This is a genomic window from Curtobacterium sp. MMLR14_010 (assembly GCF_001865015.1).
Lineage (GTDB): Bacteria > Actinomycetota > Actinomycetes > Actinomycetales > Microbacteriaceae > Curtobacterium.
The window spans coordinates 110,042-127,101 of sequence record NZ_MJGV01000046.1 but is presented as its reverse complement, the minus strand read 5'-3'; the positions used below and the strand labels follow the sequence as shown (position 1 = coordinate 127,101).

At 72.9% G+C, this 17,060-nt stretch carries 19 protein-coding genes; 2 read left to right on the top strand and 17 right to left on the bottom strand.

The features are described from left to right. Positions 1-157: 157 nt before the first annotated feature. The 12 genes from lgt to rpe form a co-directional block, all read right to left on the bottom strand. Positions 158-1,147 carry a prolipoprotein diacylglyceryl transferase gene (gene lgt / locus BIU98_RS09150; protein WP_083393129.1) on the bottom strand — a complete coding sequence of 330 codons (990 nt, stop codon included), beginning with the start codon at positions 1,145-1,147 and terminating at the stop codon, positions 158-160. A 206-nt stretch (positions 1,148-1,353) separates the two neighbouring features. Further along, positions 1,354-2,145 (bottom strand): tryptophan synthase subunit alpha, encoded by a 792-nt coding sequence (gene trpA, locus BIU98_RS09145; protein WP_071275142.1) that lies wholly within the window; start codon positions 2,143-2,145, stop codon positions 1,354-1,356. Then, positions 2,142-3,356: a tryptophan synthase subunit beta gene (trpB, locus tag BIU98_RS09140; RefSeq protein ID WP_071275139.1), complete on the bottom strand. Its 1,215-nt coding sequence runs from the start codon at positions 3,354-3,356 to the stop codon at positions 2,142-2,144. The genes trpA and trpB overlap by 4 nt, the downstream gene beginning before the upstream one ends. A gap of 48 nt (positions 3,357-3,404) precedes the next feature. Next, entirely contained in the window at positions 3,405-4,178 is a 774-nt protein-coding gene (gene trpC / locus BIU98_RS09135; protein WP_071276378.1) for an indole-3-glycerol phosphate synthase TrpC, read from the bottom strand. A gap of 16 nt (positions 4,179-4,194) precedes the next feature. Next, positions 4,195-4,434: a DUF6704 family protein gene (locus BIU98_RS09130; RefSeq protein ID WP_071275135.1), complete on the bottom strand. Its 240-nt coding sequence runs from the start codon at positions 4,432-4,434 to the stop codon at positions 4,195-4,197. Then, positions 4,421-5,125, bottom strand: a complete 705-nt coding sequence (locus BIU98_RS09125; protein WP_071275132.1) for a Trp biosynthesis-associated membrane protein — start codon at positions 5,123-5,125, stop codon at positions 4,421-4,423. Before BIU98_RS09125 ends, BIU98_RS09130 begins: the two co-directional genes overlap by 14 nt. Next, positions 5,122-6,687, bottom strand: coding sequence for an anthranilate synthase component I (locus tag BIU98_RS09120; RefSeq protein ID WP_071275129.1), 1,566 nt, complete (start codon positions 6,685-6,687; stop codon positions 5,122-5,124). Before BIU98_RS09120 ends, BIU98_RS09125 begins: the two co-directional genes overlap by 4 nt. Then, complete coding sequence (gene hisI, locus BIU98_RS09115) at positions 6,684-7,094, bottom strand: phosphoribosyl-AMP cyclohydrolase (protein ID WP_071275126.1); 411 nt, start codon at positions 7,092-7,094, stop codon at positions 6,684-6,686. The genes BIU98_RS09120 and hisI overlap by 4 nt, the downstream gene beginning before the upstream one ends. A gap of 7 nt (positions 7,095-7,101) precedes the next feature. Continuing rightward, on the bottom strand, positions 7,102-7,878 hold the full coding sequence (hisF, locus tag BIU98_RS09110) for an imidazole glycerol phosphate synthase subunit HisF (protein ID WP_071275123.1): 777 nt from the start codon (positions 7,876-7,878) through the stop codon (positions 7,102-7,104). Positions 7,879-7,886: 8 nt separating this feature from the next. After that, positions 7,887-8,726, bottom strand: a complete 840-nt coding sequence (hisG, locus tag BIU98_RS09105; RefSeq protein WP_071275120.1) for an ATP phosphoribosyltransferase — start codon at positions 8,724-8,726, stop codon at positions 7,887-7,889. Between the two features lie 44 nt (positions 8,727-8,770). Continuing rightward, entirely contained in the window at positions 8,771-9,034 is a 264-nt protein-coding gene (locus BIU98_RS09100) for a phosphoribosyl-ATP diphosphatase (RefSeq protein WP_071275117.1), read from the bottom strand. Positions 9,035-9,043: 9 nt separating this feature from the next. Then, positions 9,044-9,709 carry a ribulose-phosphate 3-epimerase gene (rpe, locus tag BIU98_RS09095; protein WP_071275113.1) on the bottom strand — a complete coding sequence of 222 codons (666 nt, stop codon included), beginning with the start codon at positions 9,707-9,709 and terminating at the stop codon, positions 9,044-9,046. A 45-nt stretch (positions 9,710-9,754) separates the two neighbouring features. On the opposite strand from rpe, the gene BIU98_RS09090 reads away from it, so the two are divergent. Continuing rightward, the gene (locus BIU98_RS09090; RefSeq protein ID WP_071275110.1) at positions 9,755-10,354 is read left to right on the top strand and encodes a hypothetical protein; all 600 of its coding nucleotides are present in this window, start codon (positions 9,755-9,757) and stop codon (positions 10,352-10,354) included. Between the two features lie 30 nt (positions 10,355-10,384). Here BIU98_RS09090 and BIU98_RS09085 read toward each other — a convergent pair whose 3' ends face one another. After that, positions 10,385-11,893: an RsmB/NOP family class I SAM-dependent RNA methyltransferase gene (locus BIU98_RS09085; protein WP_071275107.1), complete on the bottom strand. Its 1,509-nt coding sequence runs from the start codon at positions 11,891-11,893 to the stop codon at positions 10,385-10,387. Further along, the gene (locus BIU98_RS09080) at positions 11,890-12,831 is read right to left on the bottom strand and encodes a methionyl-tRNA formyltransferase (RefSeq protein ID WP_071275104.1); all 942 of its coding nucleotides are present in this window, start codon (positions 12,829-12,831) and stop codon (positions 11,890-11,892) included. The genes BIU98_RS09085 and BIU98_RS09080 overlap by 4 nt, the downstream gene beginning before the upstream one ends. A gap of 112 nt (positions 12,832-12,943) precedes the next feature. Here BIU98_RS09080 and BIU98_RS09075 point away from each other — a divergent pair, with 112 nt between their 5' ends. After that, positions 12,944-13,423: a DUF4383 domain-containing protein gene (locus tag BIU98_RS09075; RefSeq protein WP_139200645.1), complete on the top strand. Its 480-nt coding sequence runs from the start codon at positions 12,944-12,946 to the stop codon at positions 13,421-13,423. A 7-nt stretch (positions 13,424-13,430) separates the two neighbouring features. On the opposite strand, the gene BIU98_RS09070 is transcribed toward BIU98_RS09075, so the two are convergent. The 3 genes from BIU98_RS09070 to rpoZ are packed head-to-tail and all read right to left on the bottom strand — an operon-like array spanning position 13,431 to position 17,013. After that, complete coding sequence (locus BIU98_RS09070; RefSeq protein ID WP_071275101.1) at positions 13,431-15,518, bottom strand: hypothetical protein; 2,088 nt, start codon at positions 15,516-15,518, stop codon at positions 13,431-13,433. Between the two features lie 8 nt (positions 15,519-15,526). Further along, a complete protein-coding gene (gene metK, locus BIU98_RS09065; RefSeq protein ID WP_071275098.1) occupies positions 15,527-16,741 on the bottom strand; it encodes a methionine adenosyltransferase in 1,215 nt (404 codons plus the stop codon). 5 nt (positions 16,742-16,746) lie between these two features. Beyond that, positions 16,747-17,013 carry a DNA-directed RNA polymerase subunit omega gene (gene rpoZ, locus BIU98_RS09060; RefSeq protein ID WP_056124209.1) on the bottom strand — a complete coding sequence of 89 codons (267 nt, stop codon included), beginning with the start codon at positions 17,011-17,013 and terminating at the stop codon, positions 16,747-16,749. Positions 17,014-17,060 lie beyond the last annotated feature (47 nt).

Sequence of the window (17,060 nt, the reverse complement as noted above, 5' to 3'; positions counted from 1 at the left end):
GGTGGCCCGGTGGTGCGCTCCGCCCGAGGTGGGCGGAACTGGTGCCCGTGCCCGGCGTCAGCGGGAGGGTGCCCGGACGCGGTGCGGAGGATGCGGTCCGCTTGTGGCGGACCCGTCGGGATGGTGCTGGTCGGGAGTCGGCGCGGAGGCCGCTCCCTCAGGAACGATCGACTGCGGTGGCGACCGGACCGGTGGCGGCGCCGACGGGGACGTCGTCGTCGTGCTCCGAGTAGGTGTCGTCCGAGTCTACGGACTTCGCACGCGGCTCGCGACCCGGCAGGTAGGGGCTCGGCTCCTTGCCGGTGTGCCGGCGGGACTGCACCAGGAAGATGACGATGCCGAGCAGGATCGCGGCGAACGCGACCCACACGTTGGTGCGGACGCCGAAGAAGGTCTCGCTCGTGTCGACGCGGATCGACTCGAGGACGGAGCGGCCGATGCCGTACCAGATGAGGTAGAGCGCGAGGACCCGGCCCCACTGCAGCTGGAACCGGCGGTCGATGAGCAGGATCACCGCGACGCCGACGACGTTCCAGATGATCTCGTAGAGGAACGTCGGGTGGAACAGGGTGCCCTCGGGCAGGCCGGTCGGGTACGCGGCGTTCGAGGACTCGATCTGCAGCCCCCACGGCAGGCTGGTCGGCATGCCGAAGAGCTCGTGGTTGAAGTAGTTGCCGAGGCGGCCGAAGGCCTGCGCGAGCAGCATCGCCGGGGCGACGGCGTCGAGGAACGCGGTGAAGCGCAGCCCGACCTGGCGGCAGCCGAAGTACGCGCCGACCGACCCGAGGATGAGCGCCCCGAAGATCGCCAGGCCGCCCTCCCAGATGTAGAGGAACGACCACGGGTCGCGCCCGGGTCCGAAGTAGTCGCTGAAGTGCGTCAGGACGTGGAAGAGCCGACCGCCGACGATGCCGAACGGGACCGCCCAGATGGCGATGTCGATGATGATCCAGCGCTCGACGCCACGGGCGTTCAGGCGGCGGTTCGTCAGGATCACGGCGGCGACGATCCCGAGCAGGATGCAGATCGCGTACGCGTGGATGCGGAAGTCGAGCGGCAGCGACCAGCCGAACACGTCGCGCAGCCAGGCGGTCAGGTCGAAGTACTGCCAGGCCGTGCTGGGACTCGGGATGCTCAGGAGGGGCATGGAGGTGCTCTCGCCTTTCGTTGCTGCGCAGCCGGTGCGGCCGGGCGGTGGGTCGACCCGCGTCGACCCCGGATCACTGTAGCGCGGCTGGTCCGGTGGTCAGGAACCGACGGCGCTGTCTGTGGGAACGAGGATGCCGGGAGGCCCGGTGCGGGTGAGCGGGTCTGCTCACCCGCACCGGGCCTCCAGTCTGGATCTGCTGGTCGTCAGCGGCGCTGCGCGCCCACCGTCAGCTCGGCGGCCCGCTGACCGACGCCGGTGACGCCGAGGTCGGCGAGGGCGCGGACGAAGGCCGACCCGACGATCGCGCCGTCGGCGTACTCGAGCACCTCGGCGACCTGGTTGGCGGTCGAGATGCCGAGGCCGACGCAGGTGCGGGCGACGCCCGCGTCACGGAGTCGCGAGACGACCGTGCGGGCCGCGACGTCGACGCCGAGGCGGGCGCCGGTCACGCCCATCGTCGAGACGGCGTAGACGAACCCGCGGCTGGCCTCGACCGCCTGGTGCATGCGGACGTCCGAGGAGGACGGCGCGGCGAGGAACACGCGGTCGAGACCGGTGCGCTCGGAGGCATCCATCCACGCGCGGGCCTCGTCGGGGATGAGGTCGGGGGTGATGAGGCCGGCGGCCCCGGACTCCACGAGGTCGTCGGCGAAGCGCTCGACGCCGTACCGGAGCACCGGGTTCCAGTAGGTCATCACGAGGACGGGGACGTCGACGCGCTCGGTGATGGCGTGCACGGCGTCGAAGACCTGCGCGACGCGGAAACCGTTCGCCAGGGACTCCTCGGCTGCGCGCTGGATGACGGGGCCGTCCATCACGGGGTCCGAGTACGGCAGCCCGAGCTCGATGACGTCGACGCCGTTCTCGGCGAGGGCGACGGCGGCGTCGATGCTGGTCTCGAGGGTCGGGAAGCCGGCGGGCAGGTACCCGACCACCGCTCCGGCCCGGTCGGTGTTGGCCTGGTCGATCGTGGTGGCGACGGTCCGGTTGGTCACAGCTGCTCCGCGTTCTCGTCGAGGATGCCGAAGTACCGGCTGGCCGAGGCCACGTCCTTGTCGCCGCGCCCGGAGAGGTTCACCAGGATGACGCCGTCGGGGCCGAGCTCCTTGCCGAGCTTGATCACCCCGGCCAGGGCGTGGGACGACTCGATCGCCGGGATGATGCCCTCGGTCTGGCTCAGCAGACGGAAGGCCTCCATCGCCTCGGTGTCGGTGATGGGCTCGTACTGCGCACGGCCGATCGACGCCAGGTAGGCGTGCTCGGGGCCGACGCTCGGGTAGTCGAGGCCAGCGGAGATGCTGTGGCTCTCGATGGTCTGGCCGTCCTCGTCCTGCATGAGGTACGACTTGGCGCCCTGCAGCACGCCCTCGCGACCCAGGGTGATGCTGGCCGCGTGACGACCGGTCTCGACGCCGTCGCCGCCGGCCTCGTACCCGAGGAGGCGCACGGACTCGTCGTCGAGGAAGGCCTCGAAGATGCCCATGGCGTTCGAGCCACCGCCGACACATGCCGCGACGGCGTCGGGCAGGCGACCGACGAGGTCGAGGACCTGCTGGCGGGCCTCGACGCCGATGACCTTGTGGAACTCGCGGACCATCTCCGGGAAGGGGTGCGGGCCGGCGACCGTGCCGAGCAGGTAGTGCGTCGAGTCGACGTTGGCGACCCAGTCGCGGAGGGCGTCGTTGATGGCGTCCTTCAGGGTGCGCGAACCCGTCTCGACGGGGATCACCTCGGCGCCGAGCAGCCGCATCCTGGCGACGTTGAGCGCCTGGCGGTCGGTGTCGACGGCGCCCATGTAGACGACGCAGTCCATGCCGAAGAGCGCCGCGGCGGTGGCGGTGGCCACGCCGTGCTGGCCGGCACCGGTCTCCGCGATGAGGCGGGTCTTGCCGAGCCGCTTGGCGACGAGGGCCTGACCGAGCACGTTGTTGATCTTGTGCGAGCCGGTGTGGTTGAGGTCCTCGCGCTTGAGGATCACCCGGGCACCACCGGCGTGCTTGGCGAAGCGCGGCACCTCGGTGATGATCGACGGGCGGCCGGTGTAGTCACGCTGCAGGGTGTCGAGTTCCTCGTGGAAGGCCGGGTCTGCCCAGGCCTCGCGGAAGGCGGCTTCGAGTTCGTCGAGGGCCAGCACGAGCGACTCGGGGACGAAGCGTCCGCCGAAGTCGCCGAAGTACGGGCCGTGGAGGTCACGGAGTGAGGTCACGATGGTGCTCCAGGGGTGCCCGGCGCGGACGCCAGGCGGACGGGGTGGTCAGGCGTCGAGGAACGACGCGAGGGTTGCGGCCGGGTCGGCGCCGGTGACCAGCGCCTCCCCGACGAGGACGACGTCGGCGCCGGCTGCCCGGTAATGCGCGACGTCGGCGGGGCTCGTCACGGCGGACTCGGCGACGCGGACGACGCCGGTGGGGATGCGGTCCGCCAGCGAGCCGAAGAGGTCGCGGTCGAGCGAGAAGTCGGTGAGGTCCCTGGCGTTGACGCCGAGGATCCGGGCGCCGGCGTCGATCCCGCGGGACAGTTCATCGGCGGAGTGGGCCTCGACCAGGACGCGCATGCCGAGCTCCTCGGCCAGGCCGTGCAGCTCGGTGAGCTGACGCTGGTCGAGGGCCGCGACGATGAGCAGGACGATGTCCGCGCCCGCTCCCCGGGCCTCGACGACCTGGTACGGGTCGGCGATGAAGTCCTTGCGGAGCACCGGCACCGACACGCGGGCCTTGACGGCCTCGAGGTCGGCGAGCGACCCGAGGAACTTCCGGCCCTCGGTCAGCACGCTGATCGCCGAGGCACCGCCACGCTCGTAGTCGGCGGCGAGTGCGGCCGGGTCCTCGATCGGGGCCATCGCCCCGCGGGAGGGGCTGGCACGCTTGACCTCGGCGAGGACCTTGACGTGCTCCCCCGGTGCCAGGAACTCGAGGGCGTCGAGCGGGGAGGTCACACGGTCGAGGTCGCGTTCGACGTCGGCGTACGGACGGTCGAGGCGACGGGCTGCGGCGTCCTCGAGCGCGCCCGCGACGAGGGTCTCGAGCACGTTCGGCATGCTCGCCCTACTCGTTGTGGTGCTTGCCGACGTACTTCGGACCGTTGACGCCGTAGCCGGCACGTCCCATGACCCAGCCGACGATCAGGCCGATCACGACGATGCCGGCGGACGCCCAGACGCCCCAGGCGAGGTCGAACCAGAAGCACAGCGTCCCGATCGCGAAGCCAGCCAGCATGATGATGACGGACGTCCAGGCTGCCGGCGAGTGGCCTTCGCCGAGATCTGCGGGCTCAGTGGTGCTCACGGTGCTCCTCGTGGTCGTGGGCGTCGTCGGTCGTACGACGCGGCTCTGATCCTACCGTGCCGAGGCTGTCCGTCTCCGTCATGGTGACCGGGTCGGCGGGGTCCGTCGGGTCGAGCCCGGCGCTGAGGTCGTCCCAGTCCACGATCGCGTCACGCTCGACCGGAGCCGACTTCGGCGCGGTCGCGGTGGGCGTCGCGGCGTACTTGCGGCTCGGTCCCGGCCAGGACCGCTGCACGACGAGCACGAGGACGCCGAGCAGCGCCGCGAGGACACCGCCGGCGATGCCGACGGCGGGCCACGCGGACACGTGGACGCTCGTCACAATCCGGCGCACCGCTGCCAGGTCGCTGACACCGGCCACGTCGCCGACGGCACCGCGCGCCGCCGCCACCGGGTCACGGAGCGCGGACACCCCGGACACGACGATGCCGAGGCCGAGCAGGATCTCGATGCCGGCGAGGACGACCCGGACGACCCGTCCGGCGATGGTCATGGCGAGGAACAGTGCGAGCAGGGCGATCGCCAGCGCGGTGAACTGCGGGACCGCCGCGGCACCGTCGGCCACGACGGTCGAGGTCACGGCGGCGTCGGCGTCCAGGCGGAGCGTGAACCAGGTCTGCGTCCACGAGAGCATCACGACGCCGGCGACGGCCAGGCCGAGGACGACGACGAGCGGGCGGGAGCGCTTCACGACCGGACCTCGCGCATGCGGTTCGCGGTGGCGACGGCCCGGAGCGGCGCCGCGGCCTTGTTGACGGCCTCGGCGTGCTCGGTCGCGGGGTCGGAGTCGGCGACGAGCCCGGCTCCGGCCTGCACGCGTGCGACGCCGTCCTTGATGAGCGCCGTCCGGATCGCGATCGCCAGGTCGGCGTCCCCGGCGAAGTCGAAGTAGCCGACGACCCCCGCGTACGCGCCGCGCTTGGCCGGCTCGAGCTCGTCGATGATCTCCAGCGCGCGCGGCTTCGGCGCCCCGGAGAGCGTGCCCGCCGGGAACGTCGCCCGGAACACGTCGATGGCCGACTGCCCGGGACGCACGACGCCCTCGACGCTCGACACCAGGTGCATGATGTGGCTGAAGCGCTCGACCGTCATGAACTCGGTCACCGCGACGGTGCCGGGCTCGCACACCTTCTGCAGGTCGTTGCGGGACAGGTCCACGAGCATGAGGTGCTCGGCCCGCTCCTTGGGGTCGGCGAGCAGGTCCTCGCCGAGGCGCACGTCCTCTTCCGGTGTGGCCCCGCGCGGGCGGGAGCCGGCGATCGGGTGCGTGATGACCCGGCCGTCCTGCACCTTGACCAGTGCCTCTGGGGACGCGCCGACGATCCAGAACGGCTCGCCCGCGGTGTCCGCCATGGAGAGGAAGTACATGTACGGGCTCGGGTTGAGCGTGCGGAGGACCCGGTAGACGTCGAGCGGGTCGGCCGTGACGTCGTGGTCGAAGCGCTGCGAGATGACGACCTGGAAGACGTCGCCGTCGCGGATGAAGTCCTTCGAACGCACGACGGACGCCATGTAGTCGTCCGGCGTCGTGCGGTGCCTGGCCGTGGGCTCGGCGATGTCGAAGGCCTCGGCCACGGTGGCAGGACTCGGCTGCACGAGGTCGGCCTGCATCCGGTCGAGGCGCTCCTGCGCTCCGGTCCAGAGCGCGTCGGGGTCGTCGGTGCCGTCGTTGAGGGCGCTCGCCACGAGCAGGACGAGTCCGGTGCGGTGGTCCAGGGCGGCGAGTTCGGCGACGAAGGCGAGGGACTGCCCCGGCACCTCGAAGTCGGACGGCGGCACGTTCGGCAGGTGCTCGAGCTGTCGGACGGCCTCCCACCCGATGAACCCGACGGTCCCGCCGACGAGCGGCGGGGTGCCGGGGACACGGGGCGTGGCCCAGCGCTCGTGGAGCCGGGCGAGGACCTCGAGCGGGGCGCCGTCGAGCGAGCCGACGGCACGGTCGACGCTCATGCCGGTGTCGATCCACGCGGCACGGTCGCCGTCCTGGGTCAGGACGCCGTAGCTCCGCACGCCGATGAAGGACCAGCGCGACCACAGGCCGCCCTGGCCGGCGGACTCGAGCAGGAAGGAGCCGGGGCGGCCGTCGGCGAGCTTCCGGTAGACGCCCACCGGGGTCTCGCTGTCGGCGTAGAGGGCGCGCACCACCGGGACGACGCGGTGGCCGTCCGCCACCAGGGCGTCGAACTCCGGACGGGAGGTCGTGTGCGGCTTGTCGGGGACCGTCGCGGACGGCGGGGTGGTCATCGTGGTCATCGGGTCGCCCCCGTCACGTCGGTGACGGTCGCGTCGACCGGTGCCGAGGCGGTCACCGGGTCGAGCGGGTCGACGTCGAAGCAGCGGTGCGCACCCGTGTGGCACGCGGCACCGACCTGTTCGACGGTCACGAGGAGGGTGTCGTCGTCGCAGTCCAGCGCGGCCGCACGCACGTACTGGGCGTGCCCGGACGTGTCGCCCTTCCGCCAGTACTCCTGCCGCGAGCGGGACCAGAAGGTCACGCGCCCCTCGGTCAGGGTGCGGCGGAGGGCTTCTCGGTCCATCCAGCCGAGCATGAGGACGTCCTTCGACGACTCCTCTTGCACGACTGCCGGGAGCAGGCCGTCCGCACCGAAGCGCGCGCGGTCGAGGACCGCCTCGGTGCTGGTGCTGGTGCTGTCGGTCATGAGGCTCCTAGCGTACGGCGTGCCCGGACTCCCGCAGGGCGTCCTTGACGTCGCCGATGGTCATCTCCGCGCGGTGGAACACGCTGGCGGCGAGCACGGCGTCCGCGCCGGCGTCGACGGCCGGCGCGAAGTGCTCGACCCGCCCGGCACCGCCCGAGGCGATCACCGGCACGGTCGCCACGGCGCGGACGGCGCGCACGAGATCGAGGTCGAAGCCGTTCTTCGTGCCGTCGGCGTCGATCGAGTTCACGAGCAGCTCACCGGCACCCCGCTCGACGGCCTCGCGTGCCCACGCGACGGCGTCGACGTCGGTCTCGGTGCGGCCGCCGTGGGTCGTCACGACGAACCCGGAGGCGGTGCGGTCGGAGCGCTTGACGTCGAGCGAGAGCACGACGGCCTGCGCGCCGAACCGGTCCGCGATCTCGCCGACCAGGTCGGGCCGGGCGATCGCCGCGCTGTTCACGCCGATCTTGTCCGCGCCGCACTGCTGCAACCGCGACACGTCGTCGACGCTGCGCACGCCACCGCCGACGGTGAGCGGGATGAAGACCTGCTCGGCCGTCCTGGTCACCGTGTCGTACATCGTCGACCGGTTCTCGACGGTGGCGCCGACGTCGAGGAAGGTCAGCTCGTCGGCACCCTGCTCGTAGTAGCGCGCAGCGAGCTCGACGGGGTCGCCGGCGTCCTGCAGGTCGAGGAAGTTGACGCCCTTGACCACCCGGCCGCCCGACACGTCGAGGCACGGGACGACGCGGACCGCGACGCCGCCACGGGCGCCGCCCACGGCGGGACTCACAGTCGTGCGGCGTGGATGGGGCTCACGAGGATGGCGCGGGCGCCGAGGTCGTAGAGCGCGTCCATGATCAGGTTGGCGTCGTCGCGCGGGATCATCACGCGGACGGCGGACCAGTCGCGCCCGTGCAGCGGCGAGACCGTCGGGGACTCGATGCCCGACGCGATCGCGGTCGCCTGCTCGAGCAGGTCGGTCGGGATGTCGTAGTCGAGCATCACGTAGCCGCGGGCGACGAGCACGCCCTGCAGGCGACGGCGCAGCACGTCGATGCCGGGGATGGTCTCGTCGGTGGAGACGAGCAACGCGGTGGACTCGAGGATGACCGGCCCGAAGATCTCCAGGCCCGCCTGGCGCAGGGTGCTGCCGGTCGAGACGACGTCGGCGACCGCGTCCGCGACGCCGAGCCGGACGGCGCTCTCGACGGCACCGTCGAGCTGGACGAGGGTGGCGGTCACGCCGTGCCGACCGAGGAACTCCCCCACGAGGCCGGGGTAGCTCGTCGCGACGCGGACCCCGTCGAGGTCCTGCAGCGAGCTGAAGCGTCCGGGCGTGCCCGCGAAGCGGAAGGTCGAGTCGGCGAACCCGAGGGCGTCGACCTCGTGCGCCAGAGACCCGGAGTCGAGGAGCAGGTCGCGGCCGGTGATGCCGACGTCGAGCGCCCCGGAGCCGACGTAGGTCGCGATGTCGCGCGGACGGAGGAAGAAGAACTCCACGCCGTTCCGCTCGTCGATGAGGTGGAGAGCCTTCGGGTCACGACGACCGGCGTAGCCGGCCTCCCGCAGCATCTCGGAGGCGGTCTCGGAGAGCGAGCCCTTGTTGGGCACGGCGATGCGCAGCATCAGGTGGTCTGCTTTCTGGTGGAGGTCGGCGACTGGTCAGCGAGTCACAGATGTCGCCAGACGTCCGCCGGGGTGAGGCCCTTCGCGACCATGAGCACCTGCAGGTGGTACACGAGCTGCGAGATCTCCTCGGCCGTGCGGACGTCGCCCTCGTACTCGGCGGCCATCCAGACCTCGGCGGCCTCTTCCACGATCTTCTTGCCGATCTGGTGCACGCCGGCGTCCAGTTCGGCGACGGTGCCGGAGCCCTCGGGGCGCGATGCGGCCTTCTCGGTCAGCTCCGCGAACAGCTCGTCGAACGTCTTCACGGGACCAGGCTACCGTCCCGCGAGGGCACGCTGCGCCGCGTCGCGGAGGTCGCGGATGCGGGACTCGGGGTCGCCGCCGTAGACCGCGGAGCCGGCGACCAGCGTGTCGGCCCCGCTCCGGACGGCCTGGGGCACGGTGTCGACCGCGATGCCGCCGTCGACCTCGAGCCAGACGTCGAGCCCGGAGGCGTCGACGGCCGCGCGGGCGTCGGCGAGCTTCGGCATCACCTCGGGCATGAAGGACTGGCCGCCGAACCCGGGTTCGACCGTCATGAGCAGGATCATGTCGTAGGCGTCGAGGTGCGCGAGCACGGGCGTGATCGGCGTGCCGGGCTTCACCGCGACAGCGGCCCGGGCGCCGTTCGACCGGATCGCCGCGGCCGTCGCCACCGGGTCGGTCGCCGCTTCGAGGTGGAACGTCACGCTGGACACCCCGAGCTCGGCGTACTTCGGGGCCTCGGTGTCGGCGTCCGTGATCATCAGGTGGACGTCGAGCGGCACCGGCGAGACCTGCTGCAGGCGCTCGACGATCGGCAGCCCGAGCGTCAGGTTCGGGACGAAGTGGTTGTCCATCACGTCGACGTGCACCAGGTCGGCGGTGGCGATGCGCCCGAGCTCGCGCTCGAGGTTCGCGAAGTCGGCGGACAGGATGCTCGGCGAGATGCGGATCGTCACCGGGCAAGCCTACCGGCGCTCGACGCATCCACTTAGGCTGCGAGCATGACGGATGTGCAACCGGAGTCCATCCTGGTGCGGATCGCCTTCGCGCCCGACCCCGGCGCACCGTTGTCGGACGTGATCCGGGACCTGGAGGACGTCCTCGAGGTGATGGACTTCGCGCTCTTCCTGACGCACGGCGACGTGGTGCGGTGGGAGAACGGCGGGGGGCGCGGGCAGGTCCGGCTGACACGGCTCGACCACGGCACGCCGGTGACCCTCGACATCGAGCTGGTGATGTCCGGCGGGCTCGGGCTGACCCACGCCGACGCCCTCGCGGGCGTGACGGCCGCCGGGTCGGTGCTGCTGACCGCCGCCCGGAGCGACCCTGCCGAGGCCGCCGCGCCGACGGAGGACCCGGCACGCGCCGAGGAGCCCGTCCGCTCGGCGCGGCAGGTCGGCGCCGAGGCCGAGCGTCGGGTGGTCGAGACGATGGAGCGGGTCGCCTACGACGCCCGTGGCACGGACCTCGCCTGGCGCATCCGCGAGGCCGAGGAGCAGACCGTCACGAACCTCGACGGGACCGTGGGCAAGGGGCTGCGCTTCGTCCGTGCTGCCGCCCGCCTGGCACGCCGGGACGGACTCGACTTCCGGATGGAGTGACGCCGGACGGGACGGCCCGGATCGGGCGGCTCAGACGCGGCGGAACAGCGCGATGAACATCGCGTCCGTGCCGACCCGGTGCGGCCAGAGCTGCGCCGTCATGCCGTCCGCCACCTGCGGGTCCCGCGCGGCGACCGAGCGGACCACCGACGCGGTGTCCACCTGCTCGAGCAGGTCCCCGTGCCGGCGCATCAGCGCGTCGACCTGTCCACGGGTCTCGGCGAGGTGCGGCGAGCACGTGACGTACGCCAGCGTGCCGCCGGGTGCGAGGACGCGGACCGCGGCGTCGAGCAGTTCGGTCTGCAGCACCGCGAGCTCCTGCACGTCCTCGGGCACCTTGCGCCAGCGGGCCTCGGGCCGACGGCGGAGGGCGCCGAGACCGGTGCACGGGGCGTCGAGGAGCACGCGGTCGTACCGCACGCCGGAGCCGTCCTGGCCGTACCGGCGGGCATCGCCCTCGACGACGCTGACGGTGTCGCCGAACCCCGTGAGGGCCTTCCGGACCAGTCCGACCCGCGCCGGCACGAGCTCGTTCGCGACGAGGGTCGCCCCGGCCTGTGCGGCCTCGGCGGCGAGCAGGGCGGCCTTGCCCCCGGGTCCGGCGCAGAGGTCGAGCCACCGCTCCCCCGGCTGGATCGCCGAGGACCGGCTGAGCGCCAGGGCGGCGAGCTGCGAGCCCTCGTCCTGCACCCGGAGCCGTCCGGCGGCGATGCCCGGCACCCGGGCGGGGTCGCCGGTGACGCCGCGGATGCCGACGGGCGACACCGGCAGCGCGTCGGCCTCGGCCACGACGTCGGCGGCCTCCACCGGGACGGGAGGCTCGGCACCGGTCGCGTCGTCGCCCTGCGGCTCGGCGTCGCCCGCCTCCACGGCCGTGGTCGCGGTGCGCAGGTCGTCGTCCGTCGCGAGACCGGGCAGCGCGGCGAGCTGCACGCGCGGAGCGACGTCGTCCGCCGCGAGCAGCGCCACGAGCTCGTCGCGGGAGCGCTCGGCAGCCAGGGCGTCCCGGAGCGAGGCGATGACCCACGCCGGGTGCGACCAGCGCGTGGCGAGGAGCTCGTCCCCCGACAGACCGCGGGTGATCTCGGTGTCCCACTCCTCGGGCGTCCTCGCCGCGACCTTGCGCATCACGGCGTTCACGAACCCGGTGGCGCGGTGGGCACCGACCTCGCGGGTGAGCTCGACGGTGGCGGAGACGGCAGCGTGCGTGGGCGTGCGCATCGCGAGCAGCTGGTGGACCCCGAGGCGCAAGACGTCGAGCACGTCGGCCTCGACGTTGCCGACCTTCCGACCGGAGGCGGCCTCGACGACGGCGTCGTACCGCCCGATCATCCGGATCGTGCCGTAGGTGAGCTCGGTCGCGAAGCCGGCGTCCCGCGCCGAGAGCGCGGCGCGGCGGATGCGCGTCGGGAGCAGGAGGTTGGCGTAGGCGTCGTCGACCTGCACGGCCCGGATCACGTCGAAGGCGACCCGGCGGGCGCTCGGGCCGCGGACGGTGCGGGCGTCGGGACGGTGCTGCCGCTGCTGGTGGGGGCTCATGCGAGGACCTTCCCGTCGAGGGTGCCGAGGCCACGGGCCCAGGCGGCGGCGTCCATCGCCGTCTTGCCGGCGGGCTGCACCCGGGCGAGCACGAGCGGCTCGTCGGCGGTCCCGAGGAGGAGGGCGCCGCCCTGGAGCGTCAACGCGCCGGGGGCGAGGGACGGGGCGGGGTCCGCCGGGCCTCCTGTCCGGGGTATCCGGTGGGACCGGAGGAGCTTGACGCGCGTCGCCCCCAGGTGCGCGAAGGCGCCCGGCTCCGGTGTCACGCCCCGGATGTGGGCGTGGACGGCGGCGGCCGGCGCGGCGAAGTCGACGCGACCGTCCTCGATGGTGGTCTTCGGGGCGGTGGTCGGCTCGCCGACCTGCTCCGTCGCGGTGGCGCTGCCGTCCGCGATGGCGTCGACGACCCGGACGACGACCTCCGCGCCGGTCTCGGCCATGGCGGCCAGGACCTCGCCGGCCGTGGCCTCGGCGTCGATGTCGAACGGTTCGCTGGCGAACACGGGGCCGGCGTCGAGCGCCTCCACGAGCTGGAACACCGTGGCGGCGGTCCGGGTGTCGCCCGCCATCACGGCGCGCTGCACGGGTGCGGCTCCGCGGTACGCCGGCAGGTCGGAGAAGTGCAGGTTGACCCAGCCGTGGCGGGGGGTGTCGAGCGCCGCACGGCGGAGCAGGGCGCCGTAGGCGACGATGACGCCGAGGTCGACGTCCAGCTCGGCGATGCGGCGGGTGACGTCGTCGTCGACACGGGAGGCCTCGAGCACGGGCAGCCCGAGCTCCTCGGCGGCCTCGGCGACGGGCGTCGGCGTCAGGACGCGTTTGCGGCCCTGCGGGGTCGGCGGACGCGTGAGCACCGCGGCGATCTCGTGGTCGGACGCCGCGAGCCGACGGAGGGTGGGGACGGCCGCAGCGGGGCTGCCGGCGACGACGAGACGCATGGGTTCGATCCTCCCATGCCGGCACCGCCCCGGGCTGCCCGCCGCTGTCCGTCCGGCGCAGGGGCGCCGGGTCTGGGAACCAGCCGGGAGCGATGTGCGTACGGTCCCGCTCATGGCAGACATCACCACCTCCACCAACCGGTACGCCGGTTCCACCATCCAGAAGGCCACGCTCGTCGTCGGCATCGTGTTCCTGGTCGTCGGGCTCGCCGGCTTCGTGCCGGGGATCACGACCGGCGACCTCGGCGGCGCCGGGCACGGCTCGATGGCGATGCTCCTCGGACTGTTCCAGGTCTCGGTCCTGCACAACATCGTGCACCTGCTCTTCGGCATCGTCGGGCTGGTCGCCGCCCGCAGCGCCGTCGGCTCGCGCAGCTACCTCGTCATCGGCGGCATCGTCTACCTGGTGCTGTTCGTCTACGGGCTCTTCACGGCCGACCACGCGTCCGCGGCGAACTTCGTCCCGCTGAACACGGCCGACAACTGGCTGCACCTGCTGCTCGCCGGCGGCATGGTCGCCCTCGGCGTCTTCCTGCCGCGCGTCGGCGGACGTCCGCGCAGCGACCGCGGCGACCGCGCCACCACCGTCTGAGGTCGTCTCAGACCTCGGCGAACGGCTCCGCGTCGTCGAGCCGCGCCCGCAGTGTCGGCGCGGCTCGACGGCGGTTGCCACCCGGGAGCACCCGCCGTGTCGACGACCGGCGGATGACCTCGGCCTTGAGCGTCGCGGCGACCTCGGTGCCGTGGGCGTACGGGAACCGGACGATCGCCCGGACGGTGCCGGGGACGGGGTCGTCGACCGGGACCGGCCCGAGCACCGGCCCGACGGGCGCCTCCCCGAGGGCCTCGACCGCCGCGGTCACCGCCTCTTCGGTGCCGGTGAGCGTCGCGACCCGGACGGCTGGCGGGAACATGAGCTCGCGGCGGTCGACGAGTTCGTCGTGGGCGGGCGTGTCGAGTCGCCACAGTGCCATCGCCGTCGCCAGTGACCCGCCGATGCCGACGAGGTAGACCTCGGCACCGGGGGCGCCCTTCGCGGCGGCGTTCGTCCAGAACCGCAGCACTTCCTCCTGCACCCGGAGGCCTTCGCGCCCGAGCATCTTCTCGCCGTCGAGGAGCAGCACGCAGGCGTAGCCGCCGGGCGTCGACGGTTCAGCGCCGCGCGTGGCCACGACCACCGCGGGACGAGCCGGCACCTCGTCGACCGGGCGGGAGCCGTCCGCGACGATGATGCGCGTGCCCGGGAACGCCCGGCCGAGCTCGTCCGCCGTGCGCTGCGCCCCCTGCCCGACGGCCTTGAGCTTCCCGCCGCCGCACGTGGGGCAGCGGTACCCGGCCGCGAGGGCGCCGCAGAACCGGCACTGGGGAACGGCACCGTGCGTGGGGATGCCGAGGGGTCCCCCGCAGACCCGGCAGTGGGCGCGCTCCCCGCAGTCGGCGCAGACGAGCCCGGTGCCGAAGCCCGGGTTGGCGACCTGCACGAGCACGGGGCCGGTCCGGCTGGCCTCGCGTGCGGCGCGCCAGGCACTGCTCGGGATCCGCGCCTGTGCCGCGAAGCCCTCGGCGCTGACCTGCTGCGCCGTCGGGACGACCTTGGGCACCGCGGCCCGGAGCGGCGTCACGTCGTCGAGCCAGTGCAGCTCGACCAGGCGCTGCACGTCGGTGCTCCGCGCGTGCGAGAGGAACAGGAGCGCCGCACCCGACTGCGCCGCACGCACCAGGGCCACGTCGCGGGTGTGCACGTAGGGGGCGCGGGGCTCGATGAAGGACGCGTCGCCGTCGTCCCACATGGCGATGAGGCCGAGGTCGCTGGCGGGTGCGTACATCGCCGTGCGGTTGCCGATCGCGACCACCGGGTGCGTGCGGGCCTGCAGCAGGGCCTTCGCGCGCTGGCCGTTCGTCTGCTTGGCGTCGAAGCGGACCACACGCTCCGCGGGGACCAGGGCGTGCAGGGCGCGCTCGAGGTTGGTGAGGTCGCGGAAGTCCGGCACGGCGATGACGGCGGACCGCTCGGTGGCCAGGGTGCGGGCGGCGGCCTCGGCGAGGGTGAGTGCCCAGCCGGGAACCCAGGCGGGGGCGACGGGCGCGGGTGCGGGTGCGGCTGCGGCTGCCAGCGCGCCGGTGTCGGAGGGGTCGGCGTCGGCCGCGGCTTCGGCGTCGCCGTCCGGAGCCGCCGTCGGGAGCTGCACGGGGTGCGGGATCGCGGCCACCGCGGCACGCTGGTTCTCGGAGAGGATGCCCTCGACGACGCCTGAGGCGTACCCGGTCACCGCGGGGGCCTCGACCGGCGGCGGAACGTGGTCGGGGTCCCGCGCGAGCCAGGCCTTCTCGACCCGGACCTGCCGCGTCGGCACCGCCAGCCGGAGCACGTCGCTCGCCACGCCGGCGGCACGGTCGGCCACGGCGCGCGCGAGCGTCCAGATCTCCGGCGCGAGGACCGGCACCGGGCTGACGAGCGTCTCGATCGCGCTCAGCTCGCCCGGGAACGCGCCACCGGGCGCCCCTGGACCGTCCTCGACGACCTCGATGACGTAGGCGTCGGACATCCGCGCGCCGGTCCGCAGCGGGACCTTCACGCGGACGCCGGGCACGCACGCGTCCTCGTGCTCGGCCGGCACCCGGTAGTCGAACAGCCGGTCGAGCTGCGGGAGCGGCGAGTCGAGGACGACGCGCGCGACGGTGGTCACGCGGTCACTCAGACGGTGGCGGCGACGAGTCCTGCGGCCTGGCGGAGGGCGTCGACGCGGTCGAGCTGCTCCCAGGTGAATCCGGGGAGCTCACGGCCGAAGTGGCCGTAGGTCGCCGTCTGCGCGTACCGCGGCTTGAGCAGGTCGAGGTCGCGGATGATCGCGGCCGGACGCAGGTCGAACACCTGCCGGATCGCGGCCTCGATGACCGCGTCGTCCACGTGCCCCGTGCCGAAGGTCTCGACGTAGAGCCCGACGGGCTTGGCGCGGCCGATCGCGTACGCGACCTGGACCTCGAGCCGGTCGGCGAGCCCCGCAGCGACGGCGTTCTTCGCGACCCAGCGCAGCGCGTACGCGGCCGAGCGGTCGACCTTGGACGGGTCCTTGCCGCTGAACGCGCCACCACCGTGCCGGGAGGCCCCGCCGTAGGTGTCGACGATGATCTTGCGGCCGGTGAGCCCGGCGTCGCCCTGGGGCCCGCCGATCTCGAACCGGCCGGTCGGGTTCACGATGACCTCGACGTGGGCGGAGTCGAGCTCCACCTGGTCGAGGACCGGGCGGATGACGTGCTCCGTGATCGCGGCGGTCAGCTCGTCGAGCGTGACGCTCGGCGAGTGCTGCGTCGACACGACGACGGTCTCGACGCTCTTCGGCACGACGCCGTCGTACCCGACCGTGACCTGGGTCTTGCCGTCGGGTCGCAGGAAGGTGAGCTCCCCGGACTTCCGGACGGCGGCCAGGCGCTCGGCGAGGCGGTGCGCGAGCCAGATGGCGACGGGCATGTACTCGGGCGTCTCGTTCGTCGCGAAGCCGAACATGATGCCCTGGTCACCGGCTCCCTGGCGGTCCAGCGGGTCGACGCCGGCACCGGAGCGGGAGTCCAGCGACTCGTCGACGCCCTGCGCGATGTCGGGCGACTGCGCACCGATCGAGACCTCGACGCCGCACGTGGCGCCGTCGAAGGAGACCTCGGACGAGTTGTACCCGATGCCCGTGATGACGTCACGGACGAGCTTGGGGATCTCGACGTAGCCCGACGTGGTGACCTCGCCGGCGACGTGCACGAGACCGGTCGTCACCATCGTCTCGACGGCGACCCGCGCGTGCGGGTCGACCGTGAGCAGGGCGTCGAGGATCGTGTCCGAGATCTGGTCACAGATCTTGTCGGGGTGCCCCTCGGTCACCGACTCGGACGTGAAGAGGCGCAGCGTGCTGGACGTCACCGGGCTCAGACGGTGGGCTGCGGCTGCTGCTTGGTGACGGTGAGCTTGTCCTCGTTGATCTCGTGGAGGGCCACCGACAGCGGCTTGTCGTCGATCGTGGAGTCGACGAGCGGACCGACGTTGTCGAAGAGCGAGCCCTCGTGCAGGTCGGCGTAGTAGTCGTTGATCTGGCGGGCGCGCTTCGAGGCGAAGATGACGAGCGCGTACTTCGACTCCACCTTGGACAGCAGGTCGTCGATGGGCGGGTCGATGATGCCCTGGGGGTTGGCCATGGTGTCTCCAGTCCACGTGGTGTCGTGCCCGACGGGCACGATGTCCC

Bases quoted from the DNA above. Each gene is read 5' to 3' on its own strand.
- lgt (WP_083393129.1), bottom strand. From the start codon at position 1,147: ATGCCCCTCCTGAGCATCCCGAGTCCCAGCACGGCCTGGCAGTACTTC.
- BIU98_RS09120 (WP_071275129.1), bottom strand. From the start codon at position 6,687: ATGACCACGATGACCACCCCGCCGTCCGCGACGGTCCCCGACAAGCCG.
- hisI (WP_071275126.1), bottom strand. From the start codon at position 7,094: ATGACCGACAGCACCAGCACCAGCACCGAGGCGGTCCTCGACCGCGCG.
- hisG (WP_071275120.1), bottom strand. From the start codon at position 8,726: ATGCTGCGCATCGCCGTGCCCAACAAGGGCTCGCTCTCCGAGACCGCC.
- BIU98_RS09090 (WP_071275110.1), top strand. From the start codon at position 9,755: ATGACGGATGTGCAACCGGAGTCCATCCTGGTGCGGATCGCCTTCGCG.
- BIU98_RS09085 (WP_071275107.1), bottom strand. From the start codon at position 11,893: ATGAGCCCCCACCAGCAGCGGCAGCACCGTCCCGACGCCCGCACCGTC.
- BIU98_RS09080 (WP_071275104.1), bottom strand. From the start codon at position 12,831: ATGCGTCTCGTCGTCGCCGGCAGCCCCGCTGCGGCCGTCCCCACCCTC.
- BIU98_RS09075 (WP_139200645.1), top strand. From the start codon at position 12,944: ATGGCAGACATCACCACCTCCACCAACCGGTACGCCGGTTCCACCATC.
- rpoZ (WP_056124209.1), bottom strand. From the start codon at position 17,013: ATGGCCAACCCCCAGGGCATCATCGACCCGCCCATCGACGACCTGCTG.